General features: G+C 55.6%; 12 protein-coding genes. 4 read left to right on the top strand and 8 right to left on the bottom strand.

Annotated elements, in window-relative coordinates; translation table 11 throughout:
- Positions 1-50: 50 nt before the first annotated feature.
- The 5 genes from EJ361_RS00375 to EJ361_RS00355 all read right to left on the bottom strand — a co-directional run bounded on the left by EJ361_RS00375 (position 51) and on the right by EJ361_RS00355 (position 4,258).
- A complete protein-coding gene (locus EJ361_RS00375) occupies positions 51-887 on the bottom strand; it encodes a metallophosphoesterase family protein (RefSeq protein ID WP_164714019.1) in 837 nt (278 codons plus the stop codon).
- A 395-nt stretch (positions 888-1,282) separates the two neighbouring features.
- Complete coding sequence (locus EJ361_RS00370; RefSeq protein ID WP_126243361.1) at positions 1,283-2,470, bottom strand: DmpA family aminopeptidase; 1,188 nt, start codon at positions 2,468-2,470, stop codon at positions 1,283-1,285.
- Between the two features lie 36 nt (positions 2,471-2,506).
- A complete protein-coding gene (locus EJ361_RS00365) occupies positions 2,507-3,016 on the bottom strand; it encodes a hypothetical protein (protein ID WP_240646504.1) in 510 nt (169 codons plus the stop codon).
- A 10-nt stretch (positions 3,017-3,026) separates the two neighbouring features.
- Positions 3,027-3,407 carry an SRPBCC domain-containing protein gene (locus EJ361_RS00360; protein ID WP_126243360.1) on the bottom strand — a complete coding sequence of 127 codons (381 nt, stop codon included), beginning with the start codon at positions 3,405-3,407 and terminating at the stop codon, positions 3,027-3,029.
- 14 nt (positions 3,408-3,421) lie between these two features.
- Positions 3,422-4,258: a CvfB family protein gene (locus EJ361_RS00355; RefSeq protein ID WP_126243359.1), complete on the bottom strand. Its 837-nt coding sequence runs from the start codon at positions 4,256-4,258 to the stop codon at positions 3,422-3,424.
- A 104-nt stretch (positions 4,259-4,362) separates the two neighbouring features.
- Here EJ361_RS00355 and EJ361_RS00350 point away from each other — a divergent pair, with 104 nt between their 5' ends.
- The 4 genes from EJ361_RS00350 to EJ361_RS00335 all read left to right on the top strand — a co-directional run bounded on the left by EJ361_RS00350 (position 4,363) and on the right by EJ361_RS00335 (position 10,401).
- Positions 4,363-5,250, top strand: coding sequence for a LytR/AlgR family response regulator transcription factor (locus EJ361_RS00350; protein ID WP_126243358.1), 888 nt, complete (start codon positions 4,363-4,365; stop codon positions 5,248-5,250).
- 110 nt (positions 5,251-5,360) lie between these two features.
- On the top strand, positions 5,361-8,108 hold the full coding sequence (locus EJ361_RS00345; RefSeq protein ID WP_126243357.1) for a carboxypeptidase-like regulatory domain-containing protein: 2,748 nt from the start codon (positions 5,361-5,363) through the stop codon (positions 8,106-8,108).
- A gap of 11 nt (positions 8,109-8,119) precedes the next feature.
- Positions 8,120-9,364 carry a parallel beta-helix domain-containing protein gene (locus EJ361_RS00340; RefSeq protein WP_126243356.1) on the top strand — a complete coding sequence of 415 codons (1,245 nt, stop codon included), beginning with the start codon at positions 8,120-8,122 and terminating at the stop codon, positions 9,362-9,364.
- Positions 9,365-9,375: 11 nt separating this feature from the next.
- Positions 9,376-10,401 carry an SO2930 family diheme c-type cytochrome gene (locus EJ361_RS00335; RefSeq protein WP_164714018.1) on the top strand — a complete coding sequence of 342 codons (1,026 nt, stop codon included), beginning with the start codon at positions 9,376-9,378 and terminating at the stop codon, positions 10,399-10,401.
- Positions 10,402-10,463: 62 nt separating this feature from the next.
- Here EJ361_RS00335 and EJ361_RS00330 read toward each other — a convergent pair whose 3' ends face one another.
- The 3 genes from EJ361_RS00330 to EJ361_RS00320 form a co-directional block, all read right to left on the bottom strand.
- Positions 10,464-11,234, bottom strand: a complete 771-nt coding sequence (locus EJ361_RS00330) for a sulfite exporter TauE/SafE family protein (protein ID WP_126243354.1) — start codon at positions 11,232-11,234, stop codon at positions 10,464-10,466.
- 69 nt (positions 11,235-11,303) lie between these two features.
- Complete coding sequence (locus EJ361_RS00325) at positions 11,304-14,159, bottom strand: M16 family metallopeptidase (RefSeq protein ID WP_126243353.1); 2,856 nt, start codon at positions 14,157-14,159, stop codon at positions 11,304-11,306.
- A gap of 125 nt (positions 14,160-14,284) precedes the next feature.
- Positions 14,285-16,120: a glycoside hydrolase family 2 protein gene (locus tag EJ361_RS00320; RefSeq protein ID WP_126243352.1), complete on the bottom strand. Its 1,836-nt coding sequence runs from the start codon at positions 16,118-16,120 to the stop codon at positions 14,285-14,287.
- Positions 16,121-16,284: the final 164 nt, after the last annotated feature.

Here is a 16,284-nt window from a genome sequence, read left to right as displayed (position 1 = left end):
GGGTTTGCCACGGCCATGCGAAGATTCAGCCAAAGTCGGTGAAAATGCTGTTATCGTTTGACGGTGGTGGAATTGACGGGGTCCGTGGCTTTGGGGTTGACCTGGTAGCAGAGGACATCTCCGTTCCGGAGCACTTCCACGATGCGGTAACCGAAATAAGGCACGCCCCAGCTGCCGCCGAGGTGGCCATCGAAGAAATAGTGTTTGCCGTTCTTTTCCTTCATGCCGTCTTCCGCATGGTCGTGACCGTGGAATATGGCGCGGAGGTTTTGCTGTTTGGAGAACATGTCCACCAATTCGGGGCAATCGATGCCGTGCTCGGTCCATTTCACGGGGGTGATATGCTGGATAACGAAGAGGATTTTGGCATGGCTGTGTTTGGCGAGATGATCGCGCGTCCAGTCCAGGTCAGGACAAACATATTTGCCTTTGATATCGGCGGTATTGAGGACGATGAAGGCGTTGTTGCCGAAGGTGAAATCGTGGTGCCAGGGGGTGCCGAATACTTTTTCCCATTCGGGTTCCCCGATCATGTCGTGATTGCCGTGGGAGACGTAATATTTGGTGGATAGTTGGTCCCACGCGGCCTTTGCGGGATGAATGAGTGCGGGATCGTTGTGGAATACATCGCCGTTGACGACGGTGAAATCAAGCCCTCTGCCGGCGGCTTCCCTGTTAAGGAGTTGGACCATGGCGTTGTGGTGCTCGACGTACGTGGTTTGCGGCTGGCCGTAATGCCCGTCGGAGGCCAGTGCGAAGCGAAGTTTCACATTTTTGCGGGGAGGCAGGACGAAGCGGCCCGGCGCAAAGGACTGCAGCGCGGAACCGGCGCCGATGAGGACGATGCTTTTCAGCGAAAGGCCGATAAAATCTCTGCGGTTGATCATAAGCGTAGACATTTAACTGTTCCAAGATAATGGAAAAAAGTGCCGGAAAAATAATTGCCGGGCGGAAAATTTTTCGTGTGGGAAATTCCTGTATCGTTGGTTGCTAAAACTGATTACCTATGAGATTCCTGTTGAAGATCCTGAATGAGCATGACGAATATGTTCCATCGCGGACCGGATGCCGTAAACCCTGCTTTCATCATCATCGCAGCCATCGAAAGCATAGCATTCAGCATATAAAAGGTATATAAACACTACTATCGAAATGAACAAAATGAACAGCATTTCGAACAACAATCGTATTGATATTTCACTTATTCTTGAACAATAAAACTGAAGTAGTATGACATTCACTTGCAACCGGCTTCCGATGATACGGACAGCGAATCAATTATTTATTTTCCCGCATAGCGGCTGTACTTTTTGAGCAGGCGGATGATTTCTGCGTGAGGAATCCCCGGCACAAAGTTCCCGTTGATCCCGGTCATGTCTCTCCCGGCCACGATGGCATTGAGGATCGCTTCTTCCGTTGCGTAAACGGTGGCAGTAAAGAGCGGGTCGATCTGATCGTTGGGGAGCATGTCGAGTTGGGGGATTACGTCGCGGCGGGAGGCTTTGGGATTGGCCGTACTGAAAGCGAGGAAAATATCGCCGGAAGAGTTCTCTCCCATTCCGCCCACCCTGGCAACGCCCAATGCTACGCGCCGTGCGATGCGATTGAGCTGATGCGGCAACAACGGTGCATCGGTGGCTACGATAACGATGATGGAGCCGGTCCCGGGTTTGGCTTCGCCGAATTTCATGCGCCATTCCCTGGTTTTCATTTCCGGCCACATCGGCACGCCAGCGATCATGAGATGCCGGAACGCACCGTGGTTCGCCTGCACGAGCACGCCCACGGTATAGGCCGAATCTCCCACGCGCACCACGCGGGACGAGGTACCCGTCCCTGCCTTGAACCCATGGCTCACCATGCCGGTGCCGCCGCCGGTGCTGCCTTCCGCCACCGGACCGGATGCCGCGCTGTCCAACGCGTGAAAGACATGTTCTTTCGTGACGTGCATGCCATTGATATCATTGAGCATCCCGTCGTAGGTTTCCGCGACGATGGGCAGGGCCCAGAAAAGTTCGTCGGTTTCTTCCAGCGGAAGGAAATGTTTGTGCTTGTATTGCCATTCCACCACCGCATCCCGCACGATGCCGACGGAGTGCGTATTGGTAATGGTGACGGGCCCTTCCAGGAACCCGGATTCCGTAATCCAGGTGGTACCGGTCATTTCGCCGTTGCCATTGAGCGCGTACCATCCTGCGAACACCGGGTCATAGGTATTGCCGCGCGGCAGAATGGCTGTTACACCTGTGCGCACGGGGCCTTTCCCGGTTTGCAGGTCGCCTTCGCCGGAAATGAGGGTGGTTAGCCCCACCTTCACGCCGGGAACATCTGTGATCGCGTTGAATTTTCCGGTTTTGCCGTTGAGGGGAATTCCCAGGTCGCGCGCACGCACCGCTTGCTGGGCAAATGTTGCATTGGAAATAAGGCATCCCAGTAAGCAGGCGCCCGATAGCAGGGTCAGGAGTTTCATGATTGCGGGTTTTATGATGGTTGTAACAAAACGTTCCTACACTTTCGCCAACAACTCCAATTGCCGGCGGTAATCGTATTGCAGATCTTCATGCTGCGCATCGATCGCTTTTTCGATCTTGCGCAATTGCTGGAAATACAGATTCCCCAACTGCACACTGCTTTTCAGCAAATCCCCCGCGGTACGGAGCCGCTTGCTGAAATGCAGCAGCAACTCGATCTCCGTGGTTTTGGATTGCGTAAATCGGATGTGTTTATTGGTTATACGGAGGATCTTGCGGATGGTTTTCTTCGCGAGATAGGCATGTGTGGTACCAAGATTATCGAATTCCGCATCGATGTAAGCCTTCACCTGGTCGAGGTAGGTTTCGGGATAGGATGCATCGAACAGCAGGTAACTGAGCAGTTCCTTGTTTTCTTTCTTGAATTTCGCCAGCCGGAGACATATTTCCACCAGCTCCGCGTGCGGCAGCGACAGCATTTCCTTTTTCAGCTCATTGACCGTCACCGCCTTGATCTCCGCTTCGTTCTTTTTCTTTTTGGCCATACGCGTCCGGCTATTCCGTATAAAAATCGATCAGCGAACCGAAATACGCGTCCCGCCAGCCTTCCACGATATCGTCGAACGCCTCGTCGGGAATATTGGAATGGCGCAACTCCGCCGATGTGCCTTTTTTATGCGGGTGCAGGATGATCGTTACGATGGATGCGGGCTCCTGGTCGCCGAAGTACCACTCCTGCACCAGCTTCCGCCCTTCTTCGAACTCCAGGTTGCGGCCGGCGATACTGCCGTCCCACAAAGAGAACTCAGAACCGGGCTCGGTGCTCATTTCCGCCACCTCGCCCGTCCACAACCGGATGGTAGCTTCGCGGGTCAGCGCCTGGTACACTTCTTCCGGCGGTGCCGGGATCACGAAATGTTGCTTGAAGTCTTTCATGTTGTGCTGGATGTTTATTCTTCTATCAGCTTGATGCCGGTTTTCGTCAATTCGATTTTTTGTTGTTTATAGAGCGCCCCCACCGTCATCTTGAACGTTTTCTTGCTCATGCCAAAGAACGCGCGGATCTCGTCGGGGTCCGATTTATCGTGGTAAGGCAGGTATCCGTCGTGCTCGCGGAGCAGCCGCAACATGCGGGAACCTTCGTCTTCCACCCGGTTGTATCCCGATTGGCCCGGCGCTACGTCCAGTTTATTTTCTTCCTTCACGGCTTTTACGAAACCTTTGAGCCGGTCGCCGATATCGAGCGGACGGAATACATCGGAATAATGCAATATCCCGGTGTGGCGGTTGTTGACGATGGTCACGAAGCCAATGTCTGACCGGCGGTACACCAGCAAATCTACCTCGTCCTTTTCCTGCACGGTCAGCGGATCGTTGCTGAGGAATGGATCGATCTTTTCGGTGGCAGCTACGCGGCCGGTAAGCTCGTCGAGGTATATCATGACAAGATAATCCTGTCCTTTATGCATCCTGGAAACTTGCTGCGAGAGGGGGACGAAGAGATCTTTGGCAAGGCCCCAGTCCAGGAACGCGCCCTGGTGGGTAGTGTCTACCGCCTTGAGGGAAACGATATCGCCCACCACGCCTTTCGGCTTGTCTGTAGTGGCGATCAGCCGGTTTTCGGAATCGTGGTAGAGGAAAACGGTGAGCTCGTCGCCCGGGCGGGTGCCGTTGGGAACGTAGCGTTTGGGCAGGAGGATTTCCGTATCCCCGCCACCATCAAGATATACGCCGAAATCCGTCTCTTTTTTGACTTCCAGCTGGTTATATTCGCCGACTTTGTACATATCTGTTTGAAATTCGGCGGTAAAGGTACGATAAAAATAACGGGGCGGCGCGGGTGGTGGAAATTGAAAAAAGATCGATAAATTACCGGAACAATCCACGGACTATGAAAGAAACGCTCATGCTTCCCTCCAGCCGCCTGCCCGCCATCCCTGCCTGGCTTGCGGCCCCGTTCCGGCTCCTGGAGCCAGTCGGCAACCGGCTGCTGCTCATCGCCTTTTGCGGCGCGTTCAGTTTTGTTTTCATGTGCCTGTTCACCCCGTTCAACATGAACCAGTGGTATAACGGCGGGCCGGTGACGGTTACGGGCGTGTTCGCGGTTTTTTCCGCCTGCGGGATCGCCGCACTGAGCATTTCACAGTTCGGATTGATGCGCCTGAAAGGGAAAAAGCCCCTCCGGCACTGGCAGTTCCTGGCCTGGTTCATGGGCGAATCGATGCTGGTGGCGGCTGTCGTTAACATCGTCAATGTCTCGCTGCACGATCACCTTTCTTTCTCCTGGTTGGAATATTGGGATACCTATAAATATGGTTTCGGGGTGCTGGCCCTTCCCTACTCCATCGCTTTGCTGTGGTTTCAGCGGGGAGCCCCGCACATCCAGCCGGCCATGATCCCTACCCTGATAGTGGAAGAAAAAGTGGCGGAACACCTCCTCATCAGGGATGAATACGACAAATTGGCCCTGAGCCTTCCTCCGGCAAGTTTGCTGATGTTGAAGGCGGAGGATAATTATGTCCAGGTTTTTTACCGGAATGGCCAGGGGATAAAAAAGGAACTGGTGCGTTCATCCCTCAAAAAGCTGGAGCCCCAGCTCGCGGGGTTCAATATCACCCGTGCGCACCGGTCTTACATGGTAAATATGTCCAACGTGTTGTTATTCAAGAAAAACGCGAAAGGTCACTATTTGATGCTGGAGGGGTTGGACGACCAGCCCGTTCCCGTATCGGCCAGTTACCTGCCCCAGTTCCAGCAGAAATTCACCCCTGATTCCTGAATTTCACCCCGTAACCCCGTTCCTTCACCCCGAAACAGCATCGTACAGGCAGCCGGTGAATGGTAATTGCATAATATCGCCTTTACCATCCCAACCAAAATTACTCGCCCATGTACAAACTGATGCTACTGTTCACGATAGCCATGCTGTCTGCATGGTCTACACATGCCCAACACGTGTTGACAGGCAAGGTGCGGAACAGCCAAACGGGGGAAACGGTACCAGCGGTATCCGTTAAAGCCCGCAATACGCCTTATGGCGACTATACCAATGACCAGGGGAACTTCCGCTTTACACTGAAGGCCCCGCTCCCCGTGACCCTCGTTTTCTCCTCCGTAGGGTACGGCACGAAGGAAGTGCTCGTCAGCAGTGCGGGCGCCATAGATGTTCAGCTCGACCCGGCCTCCATCCTCGGAACGGAAGTCGTGGTTTCCGCCAGCCGGAACATCCAGCGGAAAATCGAATCGCCTGTAACCATCGAGCGGATCGACAACAAAGATGTCATGAACTCCCCCCAGCCCAGCTACTATTCCATGCTCCAGGGCCTCAAGGGCGTAGACATCACCACATCCTCCCTCACCTTCACCACTATCACGACGCGCGGTTTTAATACCAGCGGCAACACCAATTTCACGCAGGTGGTAGACGGGATGGACAACCAGGCCCCCGGCCTCAACTTCCCCCTCGGCGCCGCCATCGGCCTCACCGAACTGGACGTCGACAACCTCGAGCTCCTTTCCGGCGCCTCCTCCGCGTTATACGGCTCCCGTGGCCTGAACGGTACGCTGGTCATGACCGGCAAAGACCCCTTCAAGTACCAGGGCTTCAGTTTCCAGATCACCCAGGGCGTGAACCACATCAAAAAAGGAAAGGGCAACGACCCCATGGGCGCGTCTCCCTACTACGACTGGACGCTCCGCTGGGCCAAAAAAGTGAACGACCGCCTGGCGTTCAAGGTGAACGCGCAATACACCAAAGCGAAAGACTGGCTGGCGGCAGATACCAGCAACACCAACAGCATGGGATCGAAATACACCGACCCCAATTACAACGGCGTCAACTCCTACGGCAGCAAAACCTCGGTAGACATCAATCCCTTCCTCGAAGCTATTAAAGCGATGGACCCCTCCACCGCACCCATCGTGGACCCGCTGCTCGCCAACCCCACGAACTACGTTTCCCGCACCGGGTACCCCGAATACGGCTACCTCAGCAACGATGCCAAAATGCTGAAATTCAACGGAGAAATCCGCTACAATATCAAACCCGGGCTACAGGCCATCGTTTCCGGCACCTACGGCGAAGGCACCGCGGTCTATAGCAACGACACCCGTTACGCGCTTGACGGGTTCAAACTCGCCCAGTACCGCGCAGAGCTCCGGGCGGAAAACTGGTTCGTGCGCGCATACACCACGCGGGAAAATTCGGGGAATACCATCATCGCCAGTCCTACGGCGCAACTCGTGAACGAAGCCTGGAAACCCAGTTACGACGGATCCACCGGCGACGGCTGGTACCCGCAATACACCGTGGCGCTCATCACGGCGCTGGCGACCGGCCAATCCCTCACGGACGCGCACAATACCGCGCGGGCTACGGCAGACATCGGCAGGCCGCTGGCCGGCAGCGACCATTTCAACCGGCTGCGCGACAGCATTTCCGCCATCCCCACTTCCCAGGGCGGCACGCTGTTCCTCGACCGGAGCAAACTCTACAACGCAGAGTTCCAGTATAATTTCACGAAGTTCGTGAAGTGGGCGGAAGTGATCGCCGGGCTGAACTACCGCCTGTACAAGCTCGATTCCAAAGGCACGTTGTTCCCGGACTACAACGGCCCCATCAACGTGGCGGAATACAGCGCCTTCGCGCATTTCTCGAAGAAGATGATCGACAACAAACTGAAACTGGGCGCGGCTTTCCGGTTCGACAAGAACACCCTGTTCGACCGCCCCCGGACCACTTCCCGCCTGTCGGCCGTGTTCGAGACCACAAAAGAGCACTTCCTGCGGTTTTCCTATCAGAATGCATACAGCTTCCCGTCCAACATACAATCGCTGCAAAGTACGCTGGTAGATTACAATACTTATGCTTCCGGCGGCTCGGCGCGGCTGCTGTACGGCGAGTATAAATTCGACCAGTACCAGCCGTATCTGCTGGAAAGCGTGAACAAATACCGGCAGACGAACGACCCGTCGGTGCTCGTGAAATTCGAGCCGAAAGACATCAAACCGCAGTCGGTAGATGCATTCGAACTGGGGTATTCCGCCCTCGTGGCAAAGCGCGTGCTGATCGACGTGCTGGGATATTATTCCACCTGGAAGAATTTCATCGGATACGTGAACGTGGCGAATACGCCGGGTTCCAATGATGTGGAGGATTTCAAGGACCGCGACAAGTATATCGCCTATAACATCGCGTTCAACGGCGCCCAGAAAGTGAATACTTACGGGTATGCGGCCAGCGTGAGCGTCGATCTTTCCCGTAACTTCGGGGCAAGGGTCAATTTCTCTTCCGATTTCCTCAAAAACAGGAATAATAGCCAGATCAACAACTTCAACACCCCCAACTGGAAAATCAATGCGGAATTCGGCAATTCGGGCCTCGGGAAGAAACAGTTGTTCTCTTTCAACACCAGCCTCCGCTACCGGCCGGCGTATTTCTACTCCATCGGGTTTGCGAGCGGGACGATAGACGCCAATGTAGTGTTGGACGCACAGGTAAGTTATAAATTGCCTAAAATCAAGAGCAGGATCAAACTGGGCGGCACCAACCTCACGAATAAATATTATTACACCGGCTTCGGCAGCCCCGGCATCGGCGGTGTGTATTATATCACTTACGCTTATAACGTATTCTAAAAACCATCGACATGAAATATTCCATTCCCTTGCTGGCACTGGCTTTAGCGGCCAGCTGCAGCGCCCCGGAGAAAAAATCCGCCGACGGCTACAAGCAAACCCTGGTATTCGGTCCCGGCGAGGAAGCCAAAATTACGGAAGCCTTCCTCACGCTGACAGACAGCAGCGCCGTGGAGCTGAAACCCGGCACTTACCAATTCAACAACCTCAGCCTCGTGCAGCTCAAGCACATCAAGATCAGCGGCGCCGGTCCCGATAAAACGATCCTCGACTTTTCGGGGCAGACGCAGGGCGGCGAAGGCATTCGCGTGGCGGAAGTGAAAGGCTTTACCATCAGCGGGATGACCATCCGCGAATCGAAAGGCGACCTCATCAAGGTAAACAAAAGCGAAGACGTCGTATTCCGTGACCTGCACGCCATTTGGGAGAAAGCAGACAGCACCAGCGGCGGCTATGGCATCTATCCCGTTCTCTGCACCAACGTGCTGGTAGAGAACTGTTATGCGCAGGGCGCATCTGATGCGGGCATCTACGTAGGGCAATCCAACAAGGCCATCGTAAGGAACTGCAAAGCTTACAAGAACGTGGCCGGGTGCGAGATCGAGAATACGACCAATGCGGAAGTGTACGACAACGAATTTTACGGCAACACGGCCGGCTTCCTGGTGTTCGACCTGCCCGACCTGTCGCAGCGGGGCGGCCAGGTGAAGGCGTACAACAACAATATCCACGACAACAACGAGCGCAACTTCGCCAAATCCGGGAGCTTCGGCACCACCTGGGGTGTAGGCAACGCTGCGCCCGGCTGCGGGGTGATCATCCAGGCCACTTCCAACGTGGAGATCTACAACAACAAGATCGTCAACAACAATTCCGCTGCCATCGCCATGGTGTCGGGTTTCTTCGTGGATACGAAAGCGGGTGAAAAGATCAACGCGAATTACTTCCCCGTTTCGCAAAACGTGTTCATCCAAGACAATACCCTCGAAATGGCCGCCGCTTTCCCCGAACCGGTGTACCATCACCATACCGGGCAGATTTTGGTGGGGATTGAAAAAGCCCTTGGCAAAAGGATCCCGCCTATCGTGTACGACGGCATTTCCTCCAACGTCATCACACAGGAAAATAAAATCAACCCGGATTCCATCTGCATCCGCCAAACCGGAGACAACCTCCTTGTGAATGCAGACGGCATGAACATCGGCAAGCCGAACTGGAAACCATCCACCGATATGCAACCTTTCATCTGTAAATGACGCGCAACGAAATGAGAATGAGAATAGTGACCGCACTGGCATGCATGGGAATGTTCGCGATGGGCTGCACCCAGCCCGCAAAGCGCCCGGCATCGGGGTTCCTGGACAAACTTTCGGACTACGGTTTCTTTACCGGAACGCTGAAAGATTTACAGCCCGCCGGCCGGGTGCATTCTTACGAACTGGCAACGCCCCTTTTCACCGACTATACCATTAAAAAACGCTTCATCGTTTTGCCCGAAGGCAGCACCATGCAGTATACCCAGGCCGGGCCGGTAGACTTCCCCGACGGCACGTACCTCGTGAAGAATTTCGCGTACCGCGACAGCTCGGGAAAAGAAGTGCTGCTGGAAACTCGCCTCCTGCATAAAGATCCGGCAGACGGCAACTGGAAAGTCATGAACTACAAATGGAACGCGCAGCAGACCGAAGCGGAGAAATGGATCACCGGCGACCGGTTGCCCATCACCCTCACGGACGATGCCGGCCAGCATATATCCACCCATTACCAAATTCCCAACACCAACGACTGCAAGCGATGCCACGCGTCTGCCGGCAAGCTGATCCCCATCGGCCCGAAAGCGCGTAACCTCAACCATCTCGGCCAGCTGGAAAAGTGGGCCGCAGCGGGTATTTTGCAGGGTTTGCCGGAGATGTCCAGAGTGGAAAAATTCCCCGTCTGGAACGATAGCGTGCATTATACGGTGAACCAGCGCGCCCGCGCCTATCTCGACGTCAACTGCGCCCATTGCCACACTAAAGGCGGCGACGCCGACAATACCGGCCTGTTCCTCGAATACGGCCAGGAAACCCCGGCGCACCTGGGCATCCTCAAAGGCCCCGTGTCTGCCGGCAATGGCGCCGGTGGCCTCGATCACGACGTGGTGCCCGGCGATCCGGCCAATTCCATCCTGCATTTCCGGATGAACAGCAACGAACCGGGAACGGCCATGCCCGAGCTCGCCCGCACTATCGTGCACCGCGAAGGCGTGGACCTCATCGCCGAATGGATCCGGCAATTACCGAAATCGAATTAAAATATTCATCCCTTGCCAACCTGGGGCGCCCGCTTGCGGGTGCCCTTGCTGTTTGGGGAGGATCAGTGATTCGCCGCCCAGATGTCCCAGGCGAAACGAAGCAACGTCGCGAAAACGACGCAGAGGAAGAAGATCCGGATGAAAGCGTTGCCCCGCAGCAGCGCCAGCCGCGTCCCGAAGAAAGCGCCGGCCATATTGCAGGCCGCCATGGGAAGGGCGAACTCGTAGAGGATATGCCCCGTGCTCGCGAAATAGGCGATGGACGCGAGGTTCGTGGCCAGGTTGACGAGTTTTGCACTCGCGGAAGCGTGGATGAAATCGTAGCCCATCAGCGCAATGAAAACCAGGATCAGGAACGTGCCCGCGCCCGGACCGATCAGCCCATCGTAAAAACCGATGGCGAACCCGAACATAAGCCCCAATGCCAGTTGCGTCTTGCGGCTATGGCTGATCTCCCGGGGCTGGCCGAAGCTTTTGTTGAAGAAGGTATATCCCGCTACGATCAGCAGCACGAAGAAGATGACGGGCTTGATGATCCGGTTGTCGATCATCGACACGCAAAACGCACCGAGGAAAGCGCCCCCGAACGCCAGCAGCGCCACATACGGCAGGAGTTTCCAGTCGATCGTCACTTGCCGGGAGTATCGCCAGGCGGCGAAGGCGGTACCGGAGATGGAGGGGATTTTGGTGGTCCCCAGCAGCGTGGCCACCGGGTATTGCGGCAAAACGATCATGATGGCGGGCGTTTGCAGGAGCCCTCCTCCCCCCACGATCGCATCAATGAATCCCGCGAAAAACGCCACCAGGCATAGTACAACTGTTTCCACCAACATGGCCGCAAAATTATGAAAAAAGCGCCTGCAGCACATGCCGCAGGCGCTTTTCCATATGAAAATGTCATGCTATTTCTCCGGAACGAGCGCTGCCTTGAAGTAGTTGGCGTTGTTAAGATACTTTGCTGCAGCCGCTTTTACGCTGGCTTCTGTCACTTTCTCCAGGCGTTCGTTGGTGGTAAGCACCGACGTCGGATCTTCCCCATTCTTGAACTTGCCGGTCAGGTAACCCAGCCAGAAATTATTTTCCCGCATGTTCACTTCCAGCGCACGGCGGTATTCTGCCTTGAACTTGGTAACATCGTCGGCCGTAGCGCCGTTCTGTTTCAGCTTGGCGATCTCGTCGAGCACTGCGTTCACCAGCTTGTCCACGTTGGCCGGGGCGCAGCTGAAGGAAACCGACAGGTTGTAGTTGCCGTAAGGATATTTTTCATACCCCACACCCACGTTCGGGCTGTACACGCCGCCTTCTTTTTCGCGGAGGCGCTCCAGCACCTTGAACTCCAGGATATCGCTCAGGGCGCTCAGCTGGATGTTGTTCTCAGGCGCGTAGTCGAAATCGTTGTAAAAGAACAGTTTTACCATCGCCTTGTCTTCGATGCCTTTCTTCACGATCCGCTCGATCTTCCCGGTACGCGGCCGAACGCCGCGGTCCACGAATTTCTCCGCTTTTCCAGTGGCAGGAAGCCCGCCAAGGTAAGTTTCCAGCAAAGGCGTAATGGCCGCCACGTCGAAGTTGCCGACAAACACGAAGGTCTGGCCGCTGTTGTCCGCAAATCGGTTTTTATAGAATTCGAAGGAACGGTCGAGGCTCACCTGTCCCAATTCGGCAACAGTTGCTTTCTTCTCCCGGATGCTGTTGGACGACAGTACGGCGGTTACCGTGTCGTTGAACACGTTTTCCGGGCTATCGTCGGCGTTCTGCAGGTAAATGGCATATTCTTCCATGTTCTTTTTGAAGACGACAGGGTCTTTCCGGGGATTGGTGGCATGTGCGTATACGAGTTGCAGCGCGGTTTCCAGGTCTTTGGGGGAAGCGCTGCCGCCATAGCCCTGGTACAGCTCGTCGATATAGCTCGATCCGCTGGCCGTGGTGCCCGCCAGGAGCCGCCGCAGCGAGGGGTTATCGAATTCGCCGATACCGTCGGATGGGATGTTGCCGGCGTAGTTCACCGCCATGTAATCCTTGTCATCAGCCTGGGAAACGCCGCCCTGGCCGAAAGAAGAGAAGATGATCTGGTCGTTCTTGAAATCCGTCGGTTTGAGGTAGATCACCACACCGTTCGACAGCGTGAGCCTGGTAACGCCGATGCTTTCGATTTTCTCGGTTTTGGTCACTTTACCGGCGATGGGTTTGTTTTCCAGCAGCGGCTTGTTGACTTTATTGTCTTCGTAAGGTGTCAGGCCTTTGCCTGCATCGCGGATAGCCGCCAGGAGCTGGTCTGCCGTGGGCAGGGTGGCTTTTTCCTTTTCAGGCGCCTGAACGATGATGGTGAGGTTGTTATCGTTGCCGATCATTTTCTTTGCGGCGGCGTTGATTTCAGCCAGGGTGATCTCGGCCAGGAATTTTTTGGTGATCTCGTAACGGAAATCCGGGCTCAAGACCGGTGTGCCGTACATATAGTTCCGCAGGTAAGCCTGTACGAAGGTGTTGGAAGCGATCTTGTCTTTCTCGCGGTTGGCCTTTTCATTGGCGGCTTCCGACTGTTTCTTCACCACGTCCAGTTCCGATTGCGTAAAACCGAACTGTACCATCCGCTGGTACTCGGCCATAACGCCGGCCAGCCCTTTGGCCAGCTCCGCCCCGCTCTTGGTTACAGCCAGCGCGGTAGTTGCTTCGATACCGGGCACCAGGCCCTGCTGGTACGGACCATAGTTCGCCTGTCCGTCCACGAAATCGGCCGTCCCTTTCTGTTTCAGCTCGTTGATGCGTGCGCCCAGCATGGCGTTGGCCATGTTGATCACCATGTTGCGGCGGATATCGTCGGTGTTGTTCGACGCTTTATGCCGCTGGCGGATGAACGCGATAGCCACGTTGTACGGGAATTCGGGATCGGTCACGATCTTCACCACGGGTTGTTTACCGTCGGGCAGATCGTAAGTGGTATGGGGTTTCGGCTTCGCCGGATTGGTCAGCTTGCCGAAGTTTTCCTTGATGAGGTTTTCTACCTGCGCCACGTCGAAATCGCCCACGGCGATCACGGCCTGGAGGTTCGGACGGTACCAGTCGCGGTAGAAATTACGGATTTCCTCGTGCTTGAAGCGCTGCAGGATATCGAGTTTCCCGATGGGGATGCGCTCCGCGTAACGGGAACCGTGCAGCAGTACCGGGAGCAGCTCTTTCTGGATACGGCTCTGGGCGTTCTTGCCACGTTGGCGGTCTTCTTCGATGATCACTCCGCGCTCTCCGTCGATATCGGGCGCCAGCATGCTGATGTGGCCGGCCCAGTTGGCAAGGATCCTGAAACCGTTTTTGAACAGCTCGGCGCTATCGGTCGGGATAGGCAGCTGGTAAACGGTTTGGTCGAACGACGTATAGGCGTTCAGGTCGGCCCCGAACTTCACCCCTGCTTTCTGGAGATAATTGATGAGGTCGTTCTTGGGAAAATCCTTCGTTCCGTTAAACGCCATATGCTCGGTAAAGTGCGCCAGCCCTTGCTGTGCGTCTGATTCCATGAGCGAACCGGCTTTCAGGGCCATATAGAGGACCGCGCGGTTGCGGGGCTCGGTGTTCTTACGGATATAATAAGTGAGGCCGTTACTGAGCTTGCCGATCTTCAGTTCCGGATCTGCCGGAATCTTTAGATCCGCCCCTGTGGTTGCTGAGGAAGCGCCCGCTGCCACTTTCTGCGCGTAAACGGGGCGTTCGATCAGACTAAAGACGCTTGCGGCCGCAAGCGTCACTACTAAAAAATGTCGTTTCATAACTGATAGTTGGTTTTGATATATGCGATTTTACGGTTGCCGGGAAATGACAGGCAATATACTGACATTCCGTGATTCCGGGATACGGGCCTGGGATAACCGGTAATTTTCGCTGGACGGGCAACTCAAGGAAACTTGACGAGCCCGGGCCTGTACAGCCTTTGATGCGCCTTGAAAAACGCCTCCACCGGGTTCTTGAACACCTTCCTGTCGTAGGTCATCAGTCCGTTCGTTTCTATTTCCACGTCCGTGGTCTGGGTATACACCGCAGCCGAAAGCCCGTGGCGGATCAGTTGTTCCATTTTTTCCATATAGCTGTCGTACCGCTTGAACAGCTCGCCGGCCGTTTTGAAGGTCTGGTAGCCCCAGTTGTCTTTCTGCTGCCATACGTGGCCGTCTACCGGCAGGCCCAGCCCGCCGAACTCACCCAGCACGATCACCTGTTTCTCCCCGAAATACACCGGCTCGGGCATTACGGGGTCGGGATAGTTGTGCAGGTCGATGATGTGGCCCGTCAGCTCGAAGTTCCCGCCGCTGGCGCTGTTGACCAGGCGCGAAGGGTCTTTCGCCATCGTCCGCTCCGTGATTTCCTTCGTTTTGAACTGGCCCCAGGCTTCGTTGAACGGCACCCAAACCACGATGGAGGGCACATTGTGGAGCGCGTCCATGATGGCGTTCCATTCCTTGCGGTAGTACCCTTCCGATTCGGGGCTGCGCTGCCTGTCCGTCTGCCGGCCGAAAATCCCGGGGCGGATCTCCCAATGGTTGCCGAGGTCGCCGCTGGGCATATCCTGCCAGACCATGATCCCCAGTTTATCGCAATGGTAATACCAGCGGGCCGGCTCCACCTTGATATGTTTGCGGATCATGTTGAAGCCCATCTCCTTCGTCTTCTCTACGTCGAAACGGAGCGCGGCATCGGAAGGCGCGGTATATAAACCATCAGGCCACCAGCCCTGGTCGAGCGGGCCATAATGGAACAGGAATTTGTTGTTGAGCATCATGCGCTGGGTACCCGCCTGGTCTTTAGCCACGCTGATCTTGCGCATCGCGAAGTAACTCTTCACCTCGTCTACCGCCTTTCCCTTGCGGACGATACTCACGCGCAAATCGTACAGGAACGGTTTGCCGGGCGACCATAACTCCGGCGAAGGTATTTTCAGCACGGCCGTTGCGCCGGGCTCGGCTTCGGTTTCCGCCACCACGGCGCCGTCTTTCATCGCGGAAAACTTCACCTGGTCGCCAGCCAGGGGGTTTACGACGGTGGTTTGGAGGGTGAGGGTTTGGGCATCGATATCGGGTGTTTGGCGGATGCCGGAGAGGTAAGTGCCGGGCACGGTTTCCAGCCAAACGGTCTGCCAGATGCCGGTAACCGGGGTATACCAGATGCCTTCCGGTTTGCGGACCTGCTTGCCGCGGGGCTGCGGGCCCTCATCGGTCGGGTCCCATACCTTTACGACGATCTCCTGCTGTTTGGTTTTTTTCAGGTAAGGGCTGATATCCATGGAAAAGGGGTCGAACCCGCCTTCATGTTTGAGAACGAGCTGGCCGTTGATATAGATTTCCGACTGCCAGTCTACCGCCCCGAAGTGCAGCAGTACTTTTTTGCCCTTGGAATCGGCGGGCAGGGTGAAGGATCGATGGTACCAGAGGAGCTGGTCTTTCCCGACCGTTTTGCCGACCCCGCTGAGGGCGGATTCGATGGCGAAGGGGACGAGGATTTTACCGGCCCAGCTGGCGGGGCGGCCGGCGTTCCTGGGCGTGAGGGCGTAATTCCATAAACCGTTCAGGTTTTTCCAGGAGGTGCCGCGCTCGAACTGTGGGCGGGGATGCTCCTGTAGCACGCTGTCGGCCTTCAATTCTTCGGCCCAGGGCGTCATGATGCGGCCCTGTACGGGTTTCCATTCCTGTGCGTTGGCCATGGATGCGGCCAATAACCATGCGAGCAGTTGCTTCTTCATAAAATGTATTTATTGCGCTAGAATCTGTTTCAAGGGTTTGGACGGTTTTCCGGTACCGGCGGCGGATACGAAAGGCAGCAGGCCTTTCCGGCGGGAGAAAGACAGGTGCCGGATCATGACGTGGCGGCAAGCATATAGAAACAAAATAGACAATAATTTTTATA

The sequence above is a fragment of the Chitinophaga rhizosphaerae genome (assembly GCF_003958645.1).
GTDB classification, from domain to species: Bacteria; Bacteroidota; Bacteroidia; order Chitinophagales; family Chitinophagaceae; genus Chitinophaga; species Chitinophaga rhizosphaerae.
The sequence above is the reverse complement of the archived record's forward strand: the minus strand, read 5'-3'. Positions and strand labels throughout refer to the sequence as shown.